This is a genomic window from Ruegeria sp. CDSB117 (genome assembly GCF_059611005.1).
In genome coordinates this window covers 197,092-212,360 of record NZ_JBXWOS010000006.1, presented here as the reverse complement: position 1 = coordinate 212,360, position 15,269 = coordinate 197,092, and the positions used below count along the sequence as shown (strand labels likewise).

The 15,269-nt window shown below is 56.4% G+C and carries 18 protein-coding genes and 1 pseudogene; 9 read left to right on the top strand and 10 right to left on the bottom strand.

Translation table 11 applies throughout. The features are described 5' to 3' along the window. Both AC2FJC_RS09505 and AC2FJC_RS09500 read right to left on the bottom strand, forming a co-directional pair. Positions 1-210: pseudogene (locus AC2FJC_RS09505) on the bottom strand (hypothetical protein); the annotation flags it as partial. A 54-nt stretch (positions 211-264) separates the two neighbouring features. Then, on the bottom strand, positions 265-978 hold the full coding sequence (locus AC2FJC_RS09500) for a uroporphyrinogen-III synthase (protein WP_496739307.1): 714 nt from the start codon (positions 976-978) through the stop codon (positions 265-267). A 96-nt stretch (positions 979-1,074) separates the two neighbouring features. Between AC2FJC_RS09500 and tsaD the strand changes: the two genes are divergently transcribed. The 4 genes from tsaD to AC2FJC_RS09480 are packed head-to-tail and all read left to right on the top strand — an operon-like array spanning position 1,075 to position 3,824. Continuing rightward, positions 1,075-2,172, top strand: a complete 1,098-nt coding sequence (tsaD, locus tag AC2FJC_RS09495) for a tRNA (adenosine(37)-N6)-threonylcarbamoyltransferase complex transferase subunit TsaD (RefSeq protein ID WP_496739306.1) — start codon at positions 1,075-1,077, stop codon at positions 2,170-2,172. Continuing rightward, entirely contained in the window at positions 2,169-3,131 is a 963-nt protein-coding gene (locus AC2FJC_RS09490; RefSeq protein ID WP_496739305.1) for an NAD(P)H-dependent glycerol-3-phosphate dehydrogenase, read from the top strand. The genes tsaD and AC2FJC_RS09490 overlap by 4 nt, the downstream gene beginning before the upstream one ends. A 1-nt stretch (position 3,132) precedes the next feature. Continuing rightward, positions 3,133-3,402 (top strand): YciI family protein, encoded by a 270-nt coding sequence (locus AC2FJC_RS09485; RefSeq protein ID WP_496739304.1) that lies wholly within the window; start codon positions 3,133-3,135, stop codon positions 3,400-3,402. After that, positions 3,402-3,824 (top strand): EVE domain-containing protein, encoded by a 423-nt coding sequence (locus tag AC2FJC_RS09480; RefSeq protein ID WP_496739303.1) that lies wholly within the window; start codon positions 3,402-3,404, stop codon positions 3,822-3,824. Before AC2FJC_RS09485 ends, AC2FJC_RS09480 begins: the two co-directional genes overlap by 1 nt. A gap of 213 nt (positions 3,825-4,037) precedes the next feature. On the opposite strand, the gene AC2FJC_RS09475 is transcribed toward AC2FJC_RS09480, so the two are convergent. Then, positions 4,038-4,379, bottom strand: coding sequence for a DUF2853 family protein (locus AC2FJC_RS09475; protein ID WP_282153670.1), 342 nt, complete (start codon positions 4,377-4,379; stop codon positions 4,038-4,040). A gap of 198 nt (positions 4,380-4,577) precedes the next feature. Between AC2FJC_RS09475 and AC2FJC_RS09470 the strand changes: the two genes are divergently transcribed. Continuing rightward, a complete protein-coding gene (locus AC2FJC_RS09470; RefSeq protein WP_496739302.1) occupies positions 4,578-5,225 on the top strand; it encodes a DUF899 family protein in 648 nt (215 codons plus the stop codon). 17 nt (positions 5,226-5,242) lie between these two features. Here the strand turns inward: AC2FJC_RS09470 and AC2FJC_RS09465 are convergent, their stop codons facing one another. The 3 genes from AC2FJC_RS09465 to AC2FJC_RS09455 all read right to left on the bottom strand — a co-directional run bounded on the left by AC2FJC_RS09465 (position 5,243) and on the right by AC2FJC_RS09455 (position 7,814). Beyond that, positions 5,243-5,992, bottom strand: coding sequence for an extensin-like domain-containing protein (locus AC2FJC_RS09465; RefSeq protein ID WP_496739301.1), 750 nt, complete (start codon positions 5,990-5,992; stop codon positions 5,243-5,245). Positions 5,993-6,006: 14 nt separating this feature from the next. Beyond that, positions 6,007-7,395 carry an adenosylhomocysteinase gene (ahcY, locus tag AC2FJC_RS09460; protein WP_496739300.1) on the bottom strand — a complete coding sequence of 463 codons (1,389 nt, stop codon included), beginning with the start codon at positions 7,393-7,395 and terminating at the stop codon, positions 6,007-6,009. A gap of 104 nt (positions 7,396-7,499) precedes the next feature. Further along, positions 7,500-7,814, bottom strand: coding sequence for a hypothetical protein (locus AC2FJC_RS09455; RefSeq protein ID WP_496739299.1), 315 nt, complete (start codon positions 7,812-7,814; stop codon positions 7,500-7,502). Positions 7,815-8,018: 204 nt separating this feature from the next. Between AC2FJC_RS09455 and AC2FJC_RS09450 the strand changes: the two genes are divergently transcribed. Both AC2FJC_RS09450 and AC2FJC_RS09445 read left to right on the top strand, forming a co-directional pair. Further along, positions 8,019-8,612, top strand: coding sequence for an HD domain-containing protein (locus AC2FJC_RS09450; RefSeq protein ID WP_496739298.1), 594 nt, complete (start codon positions 8,019-8,021; stop codon positions 8,610-8,612). Between the two features lie 260 nt (positions 8,613-8,872). Continuing rightward, positions 8,873-9,400, top strand: a complete 528-nt coding sequence (locus tag AC2FJC_RS09445; protein ID WP_496726319.1) for a CHAP domain-containing protein — start codon at positions 8,873-8,875, stop codon at positions 9,398-9,400. Positions 9,401-9,576: 176 nt separating this feature from the next. Here the strand turns inward: AC2FJC_RS09445 and AC2FJC_RS09440 are convergent, their stop codons facing one another. The 4 genes from AC2FJC_RS09440 to AC2FJC_RS09425 all read right to left on the bottom strand — a co-directional run bounded on the left by AC2FJC_RS09440 (position 9,577) and on the right by AC2FJC_RS09425 (position 12,146). Next, a complete protein-coding gene (locus AC2FJC_RS09440) occupies positions 9,577-9,948 on the bottom strand; it encodes a VOC family protein (RefSeq protein WP_058275170.1) in 372 nt (123 codons plus the stop codon). Positions 9,949-10,200: 252 nt separating this feature from the next. Beyond that, positions 10,201-10,812: a hypothetical protein gene (locus AC2FJC_RS09435; RefSeq protein WP_496739297.1), complete on the bottom strand. Its 612-nt coding sequence runs from the start codon at positions 10,810-10,812 to the stop codon at positions 10,201-10,203. 72 nt (positions 10,813-10,884) lie between these two features. After that, complete coding sequence (locus AC2FJC_RS09430) at positions 10,885-11,439, bottom strand: ActR/PrrA/RegA family redox response regulator transcription factor (RefSeq protein ID WP_058275167.1); 555 nt, start codon at positions 11,437-11,439, stop codon at positions 10,885-10,887. A gap of 86 nt (positions 11,440-11,525) precedes the next feature. Beyond that, entirely contained in the window at positions 11,526-12,146 is a 621-nt protein-coding gene (locus AC2FJC_RS09425; RefSeq protein ID WP_496739296.1) for an SCO family protein, read from the bottom strand. Between the two features lie 92 nt (positions 12,147-12,238). On the opposite strand from AC2FJC_RS09425, the gene regB reads away from it, so the two are divergent. Continuing rightward, the gene (regB, locus tag AC2FJC_RS09420; protein WP_496739295.1) at positions 12,239-13,636 is read left to right on the top strand and encodes a sensor histidine kinase RegB; all 1,398 of its coding nucleotides are present in this window, start codon (positions 12,239-12,241) and stop codon (positions 13,634-13,636) included. A gap of 85 nt (positions 13,637-13,721) precedes the next feature. Then, on the top strand, positions 13,722-15,230 hold the full coding sequence (locus AC2FJC_RS09415; protein ID WP_496739294.1) for a PAS-domain containing protein: 1,509 nt from the start codon (positions 13,722-13,724) through the stop codon (positions 15,228-15,230). Positions 15,231-15,269: the final 39 nt, after the last annotated feature.

Here is a 15,269-nt window from a genome sequence, read left to right as displayed (position 1 = left end):
TTCGGCTTCGGCTTCGGCTTCGGCTTCGGCTTCGGCTTCGGCTTCGGCTTCGGCTTCGGCTTCGGCTTCGGCTTCGGCTTCGGAAAGAGCCTTTTCTAGCGGCTCATCCGCGTCAACGACTGTCTCATCACGCTGCGAGGTGAATTCAACTGTTTCGTCCGACTTGGGGTCTTCCACCGGCTTTTGATCGGTTTTTTTCTTACGAGCCACCGCGACGTTCCCCTTATCGAATCCAATTTCATATGAATAACAGACCGCTCTAAGTTAATCAGTGGTCTCTCCACGCTCAACCCGCATCGCGTGTTTGACAAGCTTTTTCACGGCTTTCCGCATTTTCTTGGGTGTCGGCTCTTTGGCGATCTTCAGGCGCTCATAGTCCAAGGAATAAAGGGGCTCGGCCGTGGCTTCGCTAATGGCAACCAGCCACAAGGGCGCGGTTCCGGTCCAAATTTCGGCAAATTGTCGCGCCGTTCGGGGCGAAAACAGCGGTGCGAGAACAGGTCTGTCACCGGATGTGGCCGCAGCCGCTTCGGATGTCAGCGGTAACAGGCGCTGTTGATAAACAATCTGTTCGTGAACCGTCAGCCCCGATTCGGTCAGACGCCCGGCAACATTTCCCCGCGTATGTTCACCCCTGAGATGCAGCAACGGGCTTTCAGGCCGGTGTTTCAACAGGTAGGCCCCCAGTTCTTCGGCGGTATTACCCACCATCAATGCATCCCATCCAGCCCCTTTGGCGGTTCCAGTGGTCGCCGGACCAACACAATAGGCGGGCAGATCGGGCTTAACGCCCAGCGACGCGGCGGCATTGACCGAGTTGGCCGAAGTAAAGATCAAACCGCGAATTCCGTCCGTTTCGACCGCAACCCTCAGGGGTCGGATTTCCAGGATCGGAGAATAGATGACATCCACCCGCGACCTGACGCGGTCCGACAGCTGTGCCACAAACCTTTCAGAGGCGGCGCGAGGGCGGGTCATCAACAAATACAATGGCGGGGCCTTCGGCCTTGGGATTGTTTGCGTCCGCGCAGGGTGATACCCCGCTTGAGTGTCATGATGCAACGGATCAGGCCTATGGTGCAAACACTTACCGTTCTTGGATTGGAAAGCAGCTGTGATGACACGGCCGCCGCTGTTGTGCGCCAATCCGATGGTGCGGGTGCCGAGGTTCTGTCGTCTATCGTTCACGGTCAAACCGAGCTGCACAGCGCATTTGGCGGCGTAGTGCCCGAAATCGCAGCGCGGGCCCATGCCGAAAAGCTGGATATTTGCGTGGTGCAGGCGTTAGAGGCTGCAGGACTGACACTGGCCGATATGGATGCGATCGCCGTCACTGCGGGTCCCGGCCTGATCGGCGGGGTCATGTCCGGCGTCATGTGCGCCAAGGGGCTGAGTGCCGCGACCGGGCTTCCCCTGATAGGCGTAAACCATCTGGCGGGTCATGCGCTGACGCCGCGCCTGACGGATAGTATCGCGTTTCCCTATCTGATGTTGTTGGTTTCAGGCGGGCACTGTCAGTATCTGATCGCGCACGGGCCGGAACAATTTACGCGACTGGGCGGAACAATAGACGATGCCCCCGGCGAGGCGTTCGACAAAACCGCCCGCCTGCTAGGCCTGTCGCAACCCGGCGGTCCTTCTGTGGAGACTGAAGCACGTTCTGGCGATCCCAAGCGTTTCCGGTTTCCCCGACCTCTGCTGGATCGGCCGGGATGTGACCTCTCCTTTTCGGGGCTGAAAACCGCGTTGATGCGGATGCGGGATCAGATTGTTGCCGAAAAGGGCGGTCTGACCCGTCAGGACCGCGCCGATTTGTGCGCCGGGTTCCAACAAGCCATCGTCGATACTCTGGCCGAGAAAACCCGCCGCGCGATTGACAGGTATCTTGAGGAAAACCCTACAGACCCGGTTATTGCCGTCGCAGGTGGTGTGGCCGCCAATACCGCTATTCGGTCCGCATTAGAGACTGTTTGTGCAGAAAAAGGCGCGCGCTTTACCGCACCGCCGCTCAACCTGTGCACCGACAATGCCGCCATGATCGCCTATGCCGGGATGGAACGGTTTCGCCTGGGCGCACGCGATGGGCTGGACCTGACGGCTCGTCCACGCTGGCCGCTGGATAAAACCAGCCCCGCGATGCTGGGCGGCGGCAAGAAAGGCGCCAAGGCATGAGCGTTTCCGTTCTGGGATCTGGCGCATTCGGCACGAGCCTGGCCATTTCACTGGCCGGGAACGGGCCGGTTACGCTGTGGTCTCGAGATCAGGATCAGGCCCAGCATATGCAAACAGCGCGTGAAAACACTCAGCGTTTGCCTGGCGTGTCTTTGCCTGCTGATATCACGGTGACTTCGAACATCGATCAGGCGACCAAGGCTGATGTTCTGCTGATAGCTGTCCCCATGCAAAAATTGCGCGATGCCTTGCAAGCGCAGGCCTCTGATCTGGCCGGAAAAACCTTGGTGGCGTGCTGCAAGGGTATCGAGCTATCGTCCGGGCTTGGGCCGATTTCAGTGATCCAGCAAACGATCCCGGATGCGCGACCCGCCCTGCTGACCGGGCCCAGCTTTGCCGACGACATTGCACGCGGACTGCCAACGGCGCTAACCTTGGCCTGCGCAGATGACTCGCTGAGCCTGACGTTGCAACACGACCTGACCACTGCCAACCTGCGCCTTTATCGAACCACCGACATGGTTGGGGCGGAATTGGGCGGTGCTTTAAAAAACGTGATCGCCATTGGATGTGGCGCTGCAATCGGGGCCGGGTTGGGCGACAGCGCGCGCGCCGCTTTAATGACACGCGGGTTTGCAGAAATGCAGCGCTTTGCGCTGATGCGCGGGGCGCGACCCGATACGCTTATGGGATTGTCTGGATTGGGGGATCTGGTCCTGACTTGCTCGTCCGAACTGTCCCGAAACTATCGCTTTGGCCTGTCATTGGGTCGGAATATCCAGTTCGATACCCACACCACTGTTGAAGGGGTCGCCACAGCGCGGGCCATGACGGAAATTGCCACCGCTGAGGGGCTGGACATGCCCATCAGTACAACGGTGGCAGACCTTAGCAGTGGCGCCTACAGTGTGACCGAAGCTATCCGAGCCCTGCTCAACCGACCCCTGAAGGAGGAATAATATGCTGATCGCTCTCATCGCCCGTGACAAGGACGGCGCGCTGCAAACCCGGCTGGACAATCGCACTGCCCACCTGGCCTATATTGAGGAAACGGGTGTCGTTGCGCAGGCGGGTCCGCTGCTGGACGGCGACGCAATGATCGGCTCTTTGATCATTCTGGAGGTCGAAGACATGGCCGCCGCGCAAAATTGGGCGGACAACGATCCTTATGCAAAAGCCGGGTTGTTCCAATCGGTTGACCTGATTGCGTGGAAAAAGGTCATAGGCTGATGGCGTACTGGCTGTTCAAATCCGAACCATCGACCTGGGGTTGGGACCAGCAGGTTGCAAAAGGGGATGCGGGCGAAGAATGGGACGGCGTGCGCAACTATCAGGCGCGCAATTTCATGCGCCAGATGGCAGTTGGCGATCGCGGGTTCTTCTACCACTCGCAAAAGGACAAGGCGATTGTTGGTATTGTCGAGGTCTGCGCTGAAGTGCACCCCGACAGCACCACGGATGATGAGCGTTGGGAATGTGTGGACATCAAGGCCATTCGCCCGTTTGCAACCCCCGTCACGCTGGACCAGATCAAGGCTGACGAACGTTTGGGGGAAATGGTGCTGGTCAAAAACTCTCGCCTGTCTGTTCAGCCGGTCAGCGAGGCGGAATGGCAGGTGATCTGCGATCTGGGCGGCACGCAGGCCACTTAATACGAAATTAAAGGGAAGGCCCTGACAGATGCAGAACCTTCCCTACCCCGCGTGCTCCCGACTCACCACACGCGTATGGAAATTTTGGCTCTGACCGTCCTGGTCACGTGCTGACACTAGCCGATCCTTGCGGCGCAGTTCAAACCGCAAGTACCTAAAATTGGAAACGCCCGCCAGGGATCTGACGGGCGCTGCAAAAAAGGTGTGGCGGGATCAGCCGTAAACAGCCTCTTTGCCGAAATGCTTGGTCAGCATGTAATACACGACGGCGCGGTATTTGTTGCGCTCGGACATACCATAGGTCTCAAGGGCCTTGTTGATCGCTTCCATCAGTTCGGGTCCGTCCGACAGGCCCAGCTTTTTGATGAGGAAATTGTTCTTGACCGTTTCCAACTCACCTTCCTGAGTTGCCGCGACTGTCGATGCGTCGGCGTCATAAATTGCAGGGCCACAGCCGATTGTGACTTTGGTCAGCAGATCCATATCTGCGTCCATACCGCATTTGGACTTCAGGTCCTCGGCATATTTAGCGATCAGGTCGTCGCGTTTTCCCATGGTTATCTCCCGGTTGAAACTCGTTTTTGGCCTTACCAGCGCCGCAGACACGGTAACGGGAGCGGGAATTTGCACAAAGGGAAAAATTAGCGGCATTCCCCCTAAACCCTGCCGGTTTGATCTGAGGCTTGATTTTGATGGCCCTTTATTTAACAATAAAGTTAAATATAATGCTCGCTCCGGAACCAGGAGGTAACAATGCCCGTGTCGCTACCTAACGAAACTTCGCAATACAGAACCGCACGAAACACCTTGCTGTCGGCTGAAGCCGAACTGCGGGCTCAGATTGAAAATGTTGCAAAGCTGCGTCGTAGTTTGCCCAAAGGCGGGGCAATTCCGCGGGACTATGCCTTTCGATCAGACCGGGGTGCGCCGACCCCGTTGTCGTCCCTGTTCGGATCACATGACACCTTGGCTATATATTCGCTTATGTACGGGCCGGATGCAGAGGCACCTTGCCCGATGTGCTCTGCCTTTCTTGACGGCCTGAATGGACAGATCGCCCATATTTCCCAAAAAATCGCCTTTGCGGTCGTGGCCCAGAGCACCTGTGAAAGACTGGCAGCGCTGAAAGCGGATATGTCGTGGGATGATCTACCGCTTTATTCTGCATTGGGCACAGACTATCAGCGCGACTATCTGGCTGAGGCCGAGGATGGAAGCCAACTGCCGATCCTGAACATCTTTCAGCGCGATGCGGACGGCATAAGCCATTTCTGGAGTTCTGAGCTGTTCTTCGAGCCCAGTGACTGGCATCCGCGGCACGTGGATGCGGCGTGGCCGCTGTGGAATATTCTGGATTTCACACCACAAGGACGCGGAGATTTCTTTCCGTCCCTGCGTTAAACACCCGCCAAGATAACCTATCGGCAATAACCCCATCCGGGACCCTGTAGATGAAAGTGGTCCGCGTGCAAGCGATTGAAATCAGGACCCAATACCACACGAAACCAATCACATGCGCCGCGCCAGATCTGGTGCAGAAATTGACCTTCAGGTCCTTCGTCGCCCCAATCGGATAGCAATGTCAGACTGCGCCCATCCGCGAATTGCAAACCAACAATATCGATGGAATCCGCCTTGGCATGGCTACTCCAACCACTGCTCTGACCCTGAGCGGTACGCATCTGGCGGCAATTGTAACTGCCCACATGCCGCAAGCGACTGACCTGCGTGCCCAAAAGATCTCTCGCAGCGGGTTGAATTACATGATGTTCCCACATGGCCAGCCGCAGAGTGGTCGCGCAACTGGTTTCGACCGCATTTACATCCGCTGTCACCAGCGCAGACAACAGGCCGCGCCCGGTGATGCCGCAATTCTCATCCACGACCAGATCATCCATCGCCTCAAAGTTCGCGCCGGCGTCTGCCAAGGTGGCGCGGCACTGTACTTCGTTCGCTAGCGCGCGATTAAGCTGAAACCGGGTGATTGGCGTGACTGGCGCGGTGACTTTCAGCTCTCGCAGGGGGTTCCAATGCGATGGCACGGGTGTTTCCGGGTGCGCCAGCAACCACCATCCGCCCCCTCCGAACAGGATGGCTACAACGGCGATACTAAAAACAAAAGACGCCGCCGATAACAGGAATCGGCGGCGTCCGGAGTGTTTACTCATGCGTTCTTTCGCACTCAATAACGGTAATGTTCCGGCTTGTAGGGGCCTTCGGGCTTCACACCAATGTAAGACGCCTGCTCGTTGTCCATCTTGGTCAGCTTCACGCCGATACGATCCAGATGCAAACGCGCGACCTTCTCATCCAGATGCTTGGGCAGGATGTAGACGTCGTTGTTGTACTGGTCGCCCTTGGTGAACAGCTCGATCTGCGCCAGAACCTGGTTGGTGAACGAGGCCGACATAACGAAAGACGGGTGACCGGTCGCGTTACCAAGGTTCAGCAGACGGCCTTCGGACAGCAGAATGATGCGATTGCCCGAGGGCAATTCGATCATGTCCACCTGTTCTTTGATGTTGGTCCACTTGTGGTTCTTCAGGCTGGCCACCTGAATCTCGTTGTCGAAGTGACCAATGTTGCCGACGATCGCCATGTCCTTCATCTCGCGCATATGTTCGATGCGGATCACGTCCTTGTTGCCGGTGGTGGTGATGAAGATGTCGGCAGATGCGACTTCGTCTTCCAACAGCGTGACTTCGAAACCGTCCATCGCGGCCTGCAGGGCGCAGATCGGGTCAACTTCGGTCACTTTCACACGGGCACCAGCACCGCGCAGCGACGCGGCCGAGCCTTTTCCAACGTCACCGTAACCGCAGACTACGGCAACCTTGCCGGCCATCATGGTGTCAGTGGCGCGGCGGATGCCGTCGACCAGCGATTCCTTACAGCCGTATTTGTTGTCAAACTTCGACTTGGTGACGCTATCGTTCACATTGATCGCCGGGAATGGCAGCTGGCCATCTTTCACCAGCTGATACAGGCGGTTCACACCGGTGGTGGTTTCCTCGGACACGCCCTGAATCTGGTCGCGCATCTTGGTGAACCAGCCCGGCGATGCTGCCATGCGCTTGGCAATCTGAGCTTTAATGACTTCTTCTTCTTCGGATGTCGGAACAGTGATGATGTCCTCACCCGCTTCGGCACGTGCGCCCAGCAGAATGTACAATGTCGCGTCGCCGCCATCGTCCAGGATCATGTTCGGGCCGTCTTCGAACAGGAAGGACTTGTCCAGATAATCCCAGTGCTCTTCCAGCGTCTGACCTTTGATAGCAAAAACCGGAATGCCAGCCTCGGCAATTGCGGCCGCCGCGTGGTCCTGGGTCGAGAAGATGTTGCACGACGCCCAGCGTACATCCGCGCCCAGCGCGACCAGAGTTTCGATCAGAACAGCTGTCTGGATGGTCATGTGCAGCGAACCGACGATACGGGCACCCGCCAGAGGTTTGCTTTCGCCATATTCTGAACGCAGGGACATCAGGCCCGGCATCTCGGTTTCGGCGATGTCCAGCTCTTTGCGGCCAAACCCAGCCAATGAAATGTCTTTAACGATATAGTCCCCGGCCATCAGGTGCTCCATTTCCGGTAAATCATAGTCCGGGCAGCCCCTAGCATTCCTTGGGGCAGGTGGCAACGCAAATGGCCGAAAACCGTGTGAACCTGCGGCTCAAATCAACTTGGTTCACCCTTTAGCTCTATCTTTGGTATCGCTTCAAAAAAATCTGTGCCAACGGCGACAATACAACTAATGCCGTTCGCCTGGGTCACCAGAACCGTATAGCTTCCGGTTGCCTTCGAGGTCCAAACCTCCATAACAGCCCGTGCGCCCTGCGTTTTCTGCAATCCGCCAAAGACCAGTTCTTCTGAATAACTGTCCTGCAGTTTGGCGATCACATGTTCGCGCTGTGCACAGCTTTTGGCGAAGGCAGGTGGCGCAGTGGCGGCCATGCCGAAGGTCAGGGTTATAGCAAATAGACGTTTGAACATAACATGCTCCTATCGATACGCGTTTCATTTCGAGAGGGGCACAACTGAAAGGAGTACGCCCCCCTCAGTCCATATGTCGGGATCAAAACGTGCAGGTTCAAAGCACGAAAGCTCAATAAATTGTTGGCAGCCTGTGATCCAGACAGGTACATCATAGCACAAAAGCGCGAAGTTAACGTGTCCTAGTTCACAAGGCATGGCAGAATGGCAACACAACCCAGAGCATGGCAGCGAATGCTATCCGGTCGCAGGCTGGATTTGCTGGACCCGACGCCAGTGGATATCGAGATCGAAGATATCGCGCACGGTCTGGCCTTTGTGGCCCGCTGGAACGGTCAGACAGCAGGTGATTTTGCCTATTCCGTAGCCGAGCACTCCCTTCTGGTTGAAGAGCTTTTCGGCCGGATTTCCCCCAAAGCACCCGTGAAGTGGCGATTGGCCGCGCTGTTACACGATGCGCCGGAATATGTGATCGGAGACATGATCTCACCCGTCAAGTCCGCCGTTGGCCCGGATTACGGTGCGCTGGATGACCGTCTGGCGGCGGCGATTCATATCCGGTTCGGATTACCCGCCGAGGTGCCGAAAACGGTGAAACGGCAGATCAAGAAGGCCGACAAGATCAGCGCATGGATGGAAGCGACCCAGATTTCCGGGTTTTCCGAGGATGAGGCGACAAAGTTCTTTGGTCGGCCCGATCAGACCGTGATGGAGGGCTTGCAAATAACGCTCAGACCTCCGGTTGAGGTTCGAGAAGCGTTTATGGCGCGGCATGAGGCGTTGATATCCTCGCTATAAAATACCGGTCTCATCCACTGTCGGTTCTCATCCCAAGGGAAAAGCCTGCGCAAGCCTGTACTCAACCTGCAGGATATGGGTACAGTTAAAAGCTCAACCAGTGTTTCAATCATGTAACAGAGAACCGGCAAAATCTTGCCGCGTATTCGCAGGCCTCTTTTCACAACCCATCGGATCACCCTAAAACATGCTTGTCTTCGAACGGGCAGTGAAGCTTCTTGAACAACGACATACGCAATACGAATACGACCTGGCCCCGCTTGTCCGGCAAAACCCGAACCGCGCTTGCGGTTGGGCTCTTTAGTCTGATTTCTGCCTGCTCGCACAACCCAACCGATGTGGAACTTGATCCGGAACGTCAGTCAATGGCGTTGCGCGAGGTCTCTCAAAAGCAGGCGCGGGGGCAAAGAGTATGGTGTGTTCCCTACGCACGCAGCCTCAGCGGTATCGAAATTCGCGGCAACGCAAAGGATTGGTGGGGCAAGGCGCGCAGTTCTTTTGGCCGCGGCAATGAGCCGGTCGTGGGTGCGGTGATGTCGTTTCGGGCAACCCGCGGGATGCCGCTTGGCCATGTGGCTGTCGTGTCAGATGTTGTCACCGATCGGGAAGTCATCGTGAACCACGCCAACTGGCATCGCAACAAGGTGTCCCTGAAAATGGGCGTCAAAGACGTATCCAAGCACAATGACTGGACCTTGGTTCGGGTCGAAAGCCTTCCGGGTCAATATGGCAGTTTGTACCCCGTGAACGGGTTCATTTATCCGGACTCTGGCAATCCACCTAAATGAGAGTCCTCTGAACGGTCTACTGCTCAGATCCACCCAAGTTCATTGCGTGTAATCGCGGTTTGCGGTTCGTCAAAATCCACTACAAGGCCATAAGGAAAAGGTGCCAATCGAGTACGCCCGCCTGTTCAGTTAAGGCGGGCGCTTATGGATCGGCATGAGGTTCTGCTGAATCAGCTTTAACCGAAGACGTAGAAACACAGCTTGTTGCCGTCCAGATCGCGAGCATAAGCGCCGTAGAACCGATCAGGGACGCGCTGGCCAGGTTCTCCTTCATCTGTAGCACCAAGGCTGATTGCCTTCTCGTAAAGCGCCTTAGCCTCATCCTTGGAGTCAGCTGCAAAAGCAACCATTCCGCCATTACCGGTCTCGCAGGCTTCGCCATCGTAGGGTGTGCAAACGGCGAGCATCGGCGCCGATGGGTCATTGCCGATGAAAGCGATACGACCCGCGTCGATCACAACCTTTGCGCCCTTGTCGGCAAACAGTGTCGTATAAAAACTTTTAGCGCGCTCCAAATCCGAAACGCCGATGGTCACATAGCCGATCATTGATTTACTCCATTGTGACGAAAGATGAATTCCCTGCCCGAACCTCGGGCAAAGCGGACCAGGTATCAAGTCACTAAACTGTCAGGACCGGCGCACTATTGCAGGCTTTTCCTGGGCCAGGGTATCCAAGAACTTTGGACGGCCGGACAAAGCGGTGATGGAGGGGTTGGCGATCGCGTTGCGCCCGCCGGTTGAGGTGCGGCGGGCGTATGTGGAGCGGCATGAAGTATTGCTGCGAAGGCTTTGACCGGATTAATCGGCGTGTCTTTGATCAATCAAGCTTTGTAGATCCGCCAAATTTTCCCGATACTGACCCCTTAGTTCGGGTCTAAATACGTTCAGCTTAGCCGTCCTCATGTCTTCACGGGATGGTTTCTCATTTGGACCGGCCTGTACTTCATTTCGAGCGTAGGCAAACAGGCTGTTGGTGTATGCCCGTAGCAATACAACGTCATATGTGTGGTATTTACTATCAAGGTTTGTTCCTGAATTTGTCATTCTGGCGTGTTGAACCTGATACAAAGATACAAGCTCAAAAGTCCTGTCCGCTGCATCATCGTCAATGTGCTCAATAACTTGCTGCAATGTAGCAATATAACTAGCTGGAGAATTAGGGGGTTCGTCCTGGCTTCCAAGTAAGTACCCTCCCACTTGACGGGTATACTCACTCAATCCACTCAATGCATCGGGCATTTTCGCACGAGCAGCCTTTCTTTGGCGATGCAGTTGGCTTTCGTGCCGGACACTTTCATTAAGCATCTGTTTTCGCATGGTGTTTATTGTCCATACGGCGGCAACTAGTGCAATCAAGGCCGCAACGAGCGTCTGCCAATCTTTTATTATTTCAATCCAATTTTGGCACATACCAGTTTCACAATAGCGAACATGAAATTGCTTAAGCGCAAATCAATGAAAGAGATCTTCTGCGAAGTTAATTTATCGCGGACTGCGCTTCGCCAATATCCGCTGCAATGTCCGACGGTGCATGTTCAGGCGCCGTGCGGTCTCGGAAACGTTCCGGTCGCACAGCTCATAGACCCGCTGGATATGCTCCCAACGGACGCGGTCCGCACTCATGGGATTTTCTGGTGGTGGGGGCAGTTCGTCGCCCTTGGCCAGCAGCGCATTGGTGATGTCGGTGGCGTCGGCGGGTTTCGACAGGTAATCCGTGGCGCCGATCTTGACCGCAGCAACGGCGGTGGCAATCGCACCGTATCCGGTCAGGACCACAACCCGGCTGTCGGGGCGCTTTTCGCGCAAAACTTCGACCACATCCAGACCGTTGCCATCTTCGAGACGCAGGTCAACGACCGCGTAGGCGGGCGGGCGGGCGGTGGAAATGGCGCGGCCTGCGGCGACGGAACCTGCGGTTTCAACCTCGAACCCGCGTTTTTCCATCGCTTTTGCCAGACGTCTCAGAAACGGTTCGTCATCGTCCACCAAAAGCAGCGTTTTATCGGGGCCGATGTCGAGGTCAGAGCTGTCCGCCATATTCTGTTCTTTCCGCTATTTCACGCCTTTGGCTTAACCATGAGTAATAGCAGCGCCATCCCAAAGGTCAAACAACCCGTCGTTTTCTAGATTTTGTCGAGGAAACAGCCAACCTTGTGGGCCATCTGCTCGGCGGTGTCGTCCCGGTTGAAGAATTCGATGAACCCATCCTCGGGCGTGACAAGATAGGTAAAGGTCGAGTGGTCTACCAGATAGTACTCATCGCTTTTGTCATGGGCCTTGTAATAAGTTTTGTAGGCCTTGCTGGCAGCCTTAACCTGCTCAGGCGTGCCGGTCAGCGCGATGGTCTTGCCGCCCAGGTTAAAGGCATAATCGGCCATCACTTCGGCCGTATCGCGATCCGGGTCAATTGAAATGAACAAGGGCGTCACGGACTGGCCACGCTCGGCCAGAATGTCCACAGCCTCGGCATTGCGGGACATATCGAACGGGCAGACGTCGGGGCAGAAGGTATAGCCGAAATACACCAGCGTCGGCTCGGTGATCACATCGGTGTCGGTGACTGTTTCGCCCTTGCCGTTGAGCAGTTCAAAAGGCCCGCCGATGGCCGCCGTCCCGCCAGCAATCTGACTGGTCCGGCATTGTGCGAACTTGTCATCTGATCCGGCACCGCGCGTCAACAGCCACATGGCCCCCAGGCCCACGGCAAGAACAACGGTTGCGAGGATGGCGTAAAGACGGACCATGACATCAATCCTGACATAAGAGGGGTTGTTGATCGTTTCGGCCGGGACACCTATCAAGAAGTTCAGCCGATGCAACAGGACATAATCGACCGATGGCAAATTCCAACATCACATTATGGCGCGGTCAGGAACGCAGCAGCTGGATTCGGCTACGCACACTGATCTTGTTGCGCTGGGTGGCCATTTTCGGCCAGATCACGGCGATCTCCGTCGCGCAGCAAACTTATGACATCCAGCTGGACGCAACGCTTTGCTATCTGGCGATTGGCGTCTCGGTCATGGGGAATCTGACTGCAATTCTGCTGTTTCCCCGCAACAAGCGCCTGTCCGAGTTCGAAAACTTCCTGATGGTACTGTTCGACCTGCTGCAGCTGACCATTTTGCTTTACCTTACAGGCGGGCTGAACAACCCGTTTGCGCTGTTGCTGGTGGGGCCTGTCACGATTTCCGCGAGCGTCATGAGCACCCGGTCAACCCTGATAATCGGCGGCGTTGCCATTGCCTTGACAACACTTCTGGCCGAATTCCACATGCCTTTGCGCACCGCATTGGGGGCAGAACTGGACATCCCAGATATTCTACTGTTCGGAAACTGGGCCGCAATCGTCATCGCAATTGTCTTTCTGGGCGCGTATTCGCATCGCGTCAGCTCAGAGGTACAATCTATGTCCGAAGCGCTGGCCGCCACCCATATGGCGCTTGCACGCGAACAGAAGCTGACCGATCTAGGCGGCGTGGTCGCCGCCGCCGCGCATGAGCTGGGCACGCCACTGGCAACGATCAAACTGGCGAGCTCCGAGTTGATTGAGGAATTGGATGACCGGCCCGACCTTATCGAGGACGCCGCCCTGATCCGCGAACAGGCGAACCGTTGCCGCGATATCCTGCGAGACATGGGCCGGGCGGGCAAAGACGACCTGCATCTGCGTCAAGCCCCGCTTTCTACCGTGGTGCATGAAGCTGCCGAGCCGCATATCAACCGAGGCAAGACCGTTCATTTCTTCGAAGGCCCGGCCGAGGATGGCGATGTGCAGCAGCCCTCGATCCTGCGCAAGCCCGAGATCATTCACGGCCTGCGCAACCTGATCCAGAACGCGGTGGATTTTTCGCGCGGAAATGTCTGGGTCGAGGCGGAATGGTCCACCAAACAGATCACCGTCAGCATCATGGATGACGGTCGTGGATATCCGTCGCAGATGATCGGCCGGATCGGCGATCCCTTCATGCGCCGCCGCCGCAGTGAGACCGATAAAAGGACCCGTCCGGAATATGAAGGCATGGGTCTGGGTCTTTTCATTGCCAAAACGCTGCTTGAACGCAGCGGAGCAGAGCTGGATTTCGCCAACGGATCGGACCCTTACCAAACCCTGTCGGATAACCCCGAACGTCGGGGCGCGATCGTCAAAGTGAGCTGGCCGCGTAACCTTGTGGATGCGCAAACCGGTGATACGCCTGTGCCTTCAGGTGTAAACCAACGGTTCCAAACCTGATCTGACACGGGCTAACATTGGTTAAGACCCCGTTAACCATTAAGGCGCATAGTACAGTTTCTTGGTTTCGCGCACCGGAGGGCGCATGGTCGACTGGATCATTCTGGCCATCATCGGCCTTGTTTCCGCAAGTCTTGCCGTGCAGTGGCTGTTGCCCCGCCGACGGGAACGGGGGGACAACTTTGGGCTGTCCTCACCTGCCTCCTTGTTTGATGCAGCCTTCTTGTTTGATGGTGACCGACTTATCAGTCACTCGGACATCGCGCTGGAAGGGTTCGAGCAGGTCCGCGACTGGGCCGATCTGTACCGACTGCTACACAGGGATTTTCCGACATTCCCCGAGACACCTGACCGAGTCCGGCGTGAAGGCAATTTGGTCATCCCGGCCATCGATTGTACGGTTGAACGCGATGTTCTGTGCGAATGGATAGACGGAATTGTACGCGTTCAACTGCGCGACAGGACCGAATGCCCGTCGATGCCTCAAAGCGCATCAAATGATCCAAACCGCCTTGCTATGGAAAAGGCACCCTACCCTGTCTGGCTGTTGGATCATCAAGGCGATGTGCGCTGGTGCAATGCCGCTTATGTTTCGCTGGTGCGCAAAGTGCGGGATCAGGACACGGACCTGACCGCACCATTGTTTCCGGTCCCCGATGCCGACCAACGGCTAAGCGCAAAGGCGCGGGTCTCAATTTCTTCGGCGTTCAGTGAAAACAAGCTGTGGTTCGATCTGACGTTGGTAGATCACCCTGAAGGGCACTTGTCTTATGCCGTGGACATCAACGCAATCGTCGAGGCGGAGATGGCGCAGCGCAAATTCGTTCAGACCATGACCAAGACCTTTGCGCAATTGTCCATCGGGCTGGCTATTTTTGACCGTAACCGTCAGTTGGCGTTGTTCAACCCGGCCCTGATCGACCTGACCACCCTGCCCCCGGATTTCCTAAGCTGCCGCCCCAGCCTGTCCAGCTTTTTCGATCGCCTGCGGGATCAGCACATGATGCCCGAGCCCAAGAACTATCGCAGCTGGCGCAGTCAGATGAACGACCTTCTCGAAGCGGCAGAAGACGGGAACTATCAAGAGACCTGGTCCCTGCCCTCGGGCTCGGTTTATTCGGTCAGTGGACGCCCGCACCCGGACGGAGCGGTTGCCTTCTTGTTCGAGGACATCACTGCCGAGATCACTCTGACCCGTCGGTTCCGGTCAGAAATGGATCTGATGCAATCCATTCTGGACAAACTGGCCGATGCCATCGCCGTCTTCAGTGACGATGGTACACTGGCTTTTACCAATTTCGCCTACCAACAGCTTTGGGGTGATACAGGCGACGCAGGCTTTGACGCGGACTCCGTTCTTGAGGTGACCAAAAGCTGGCAGGAACATTGCACCGCGACACCAATCCTTGGCGAAATTCGCGATTTTGTAGAGGCGCGGGAAAATCGCGCGGAATGGTCAGGCGTGATCTATCTGCGAAACGGTATCCAGGTGTTGTGCACTGTCAGCCCGATGCAGAACGGGGCCACCATTGTTCGTTTCTCGGTGGATCGGGATGCGCTGATGCGGCAAGAGGCGCAGCAAATCAGCGCCTGAACCGGGTTGCAGCCAACCGGGCGCAAGGCCATTGTGGCG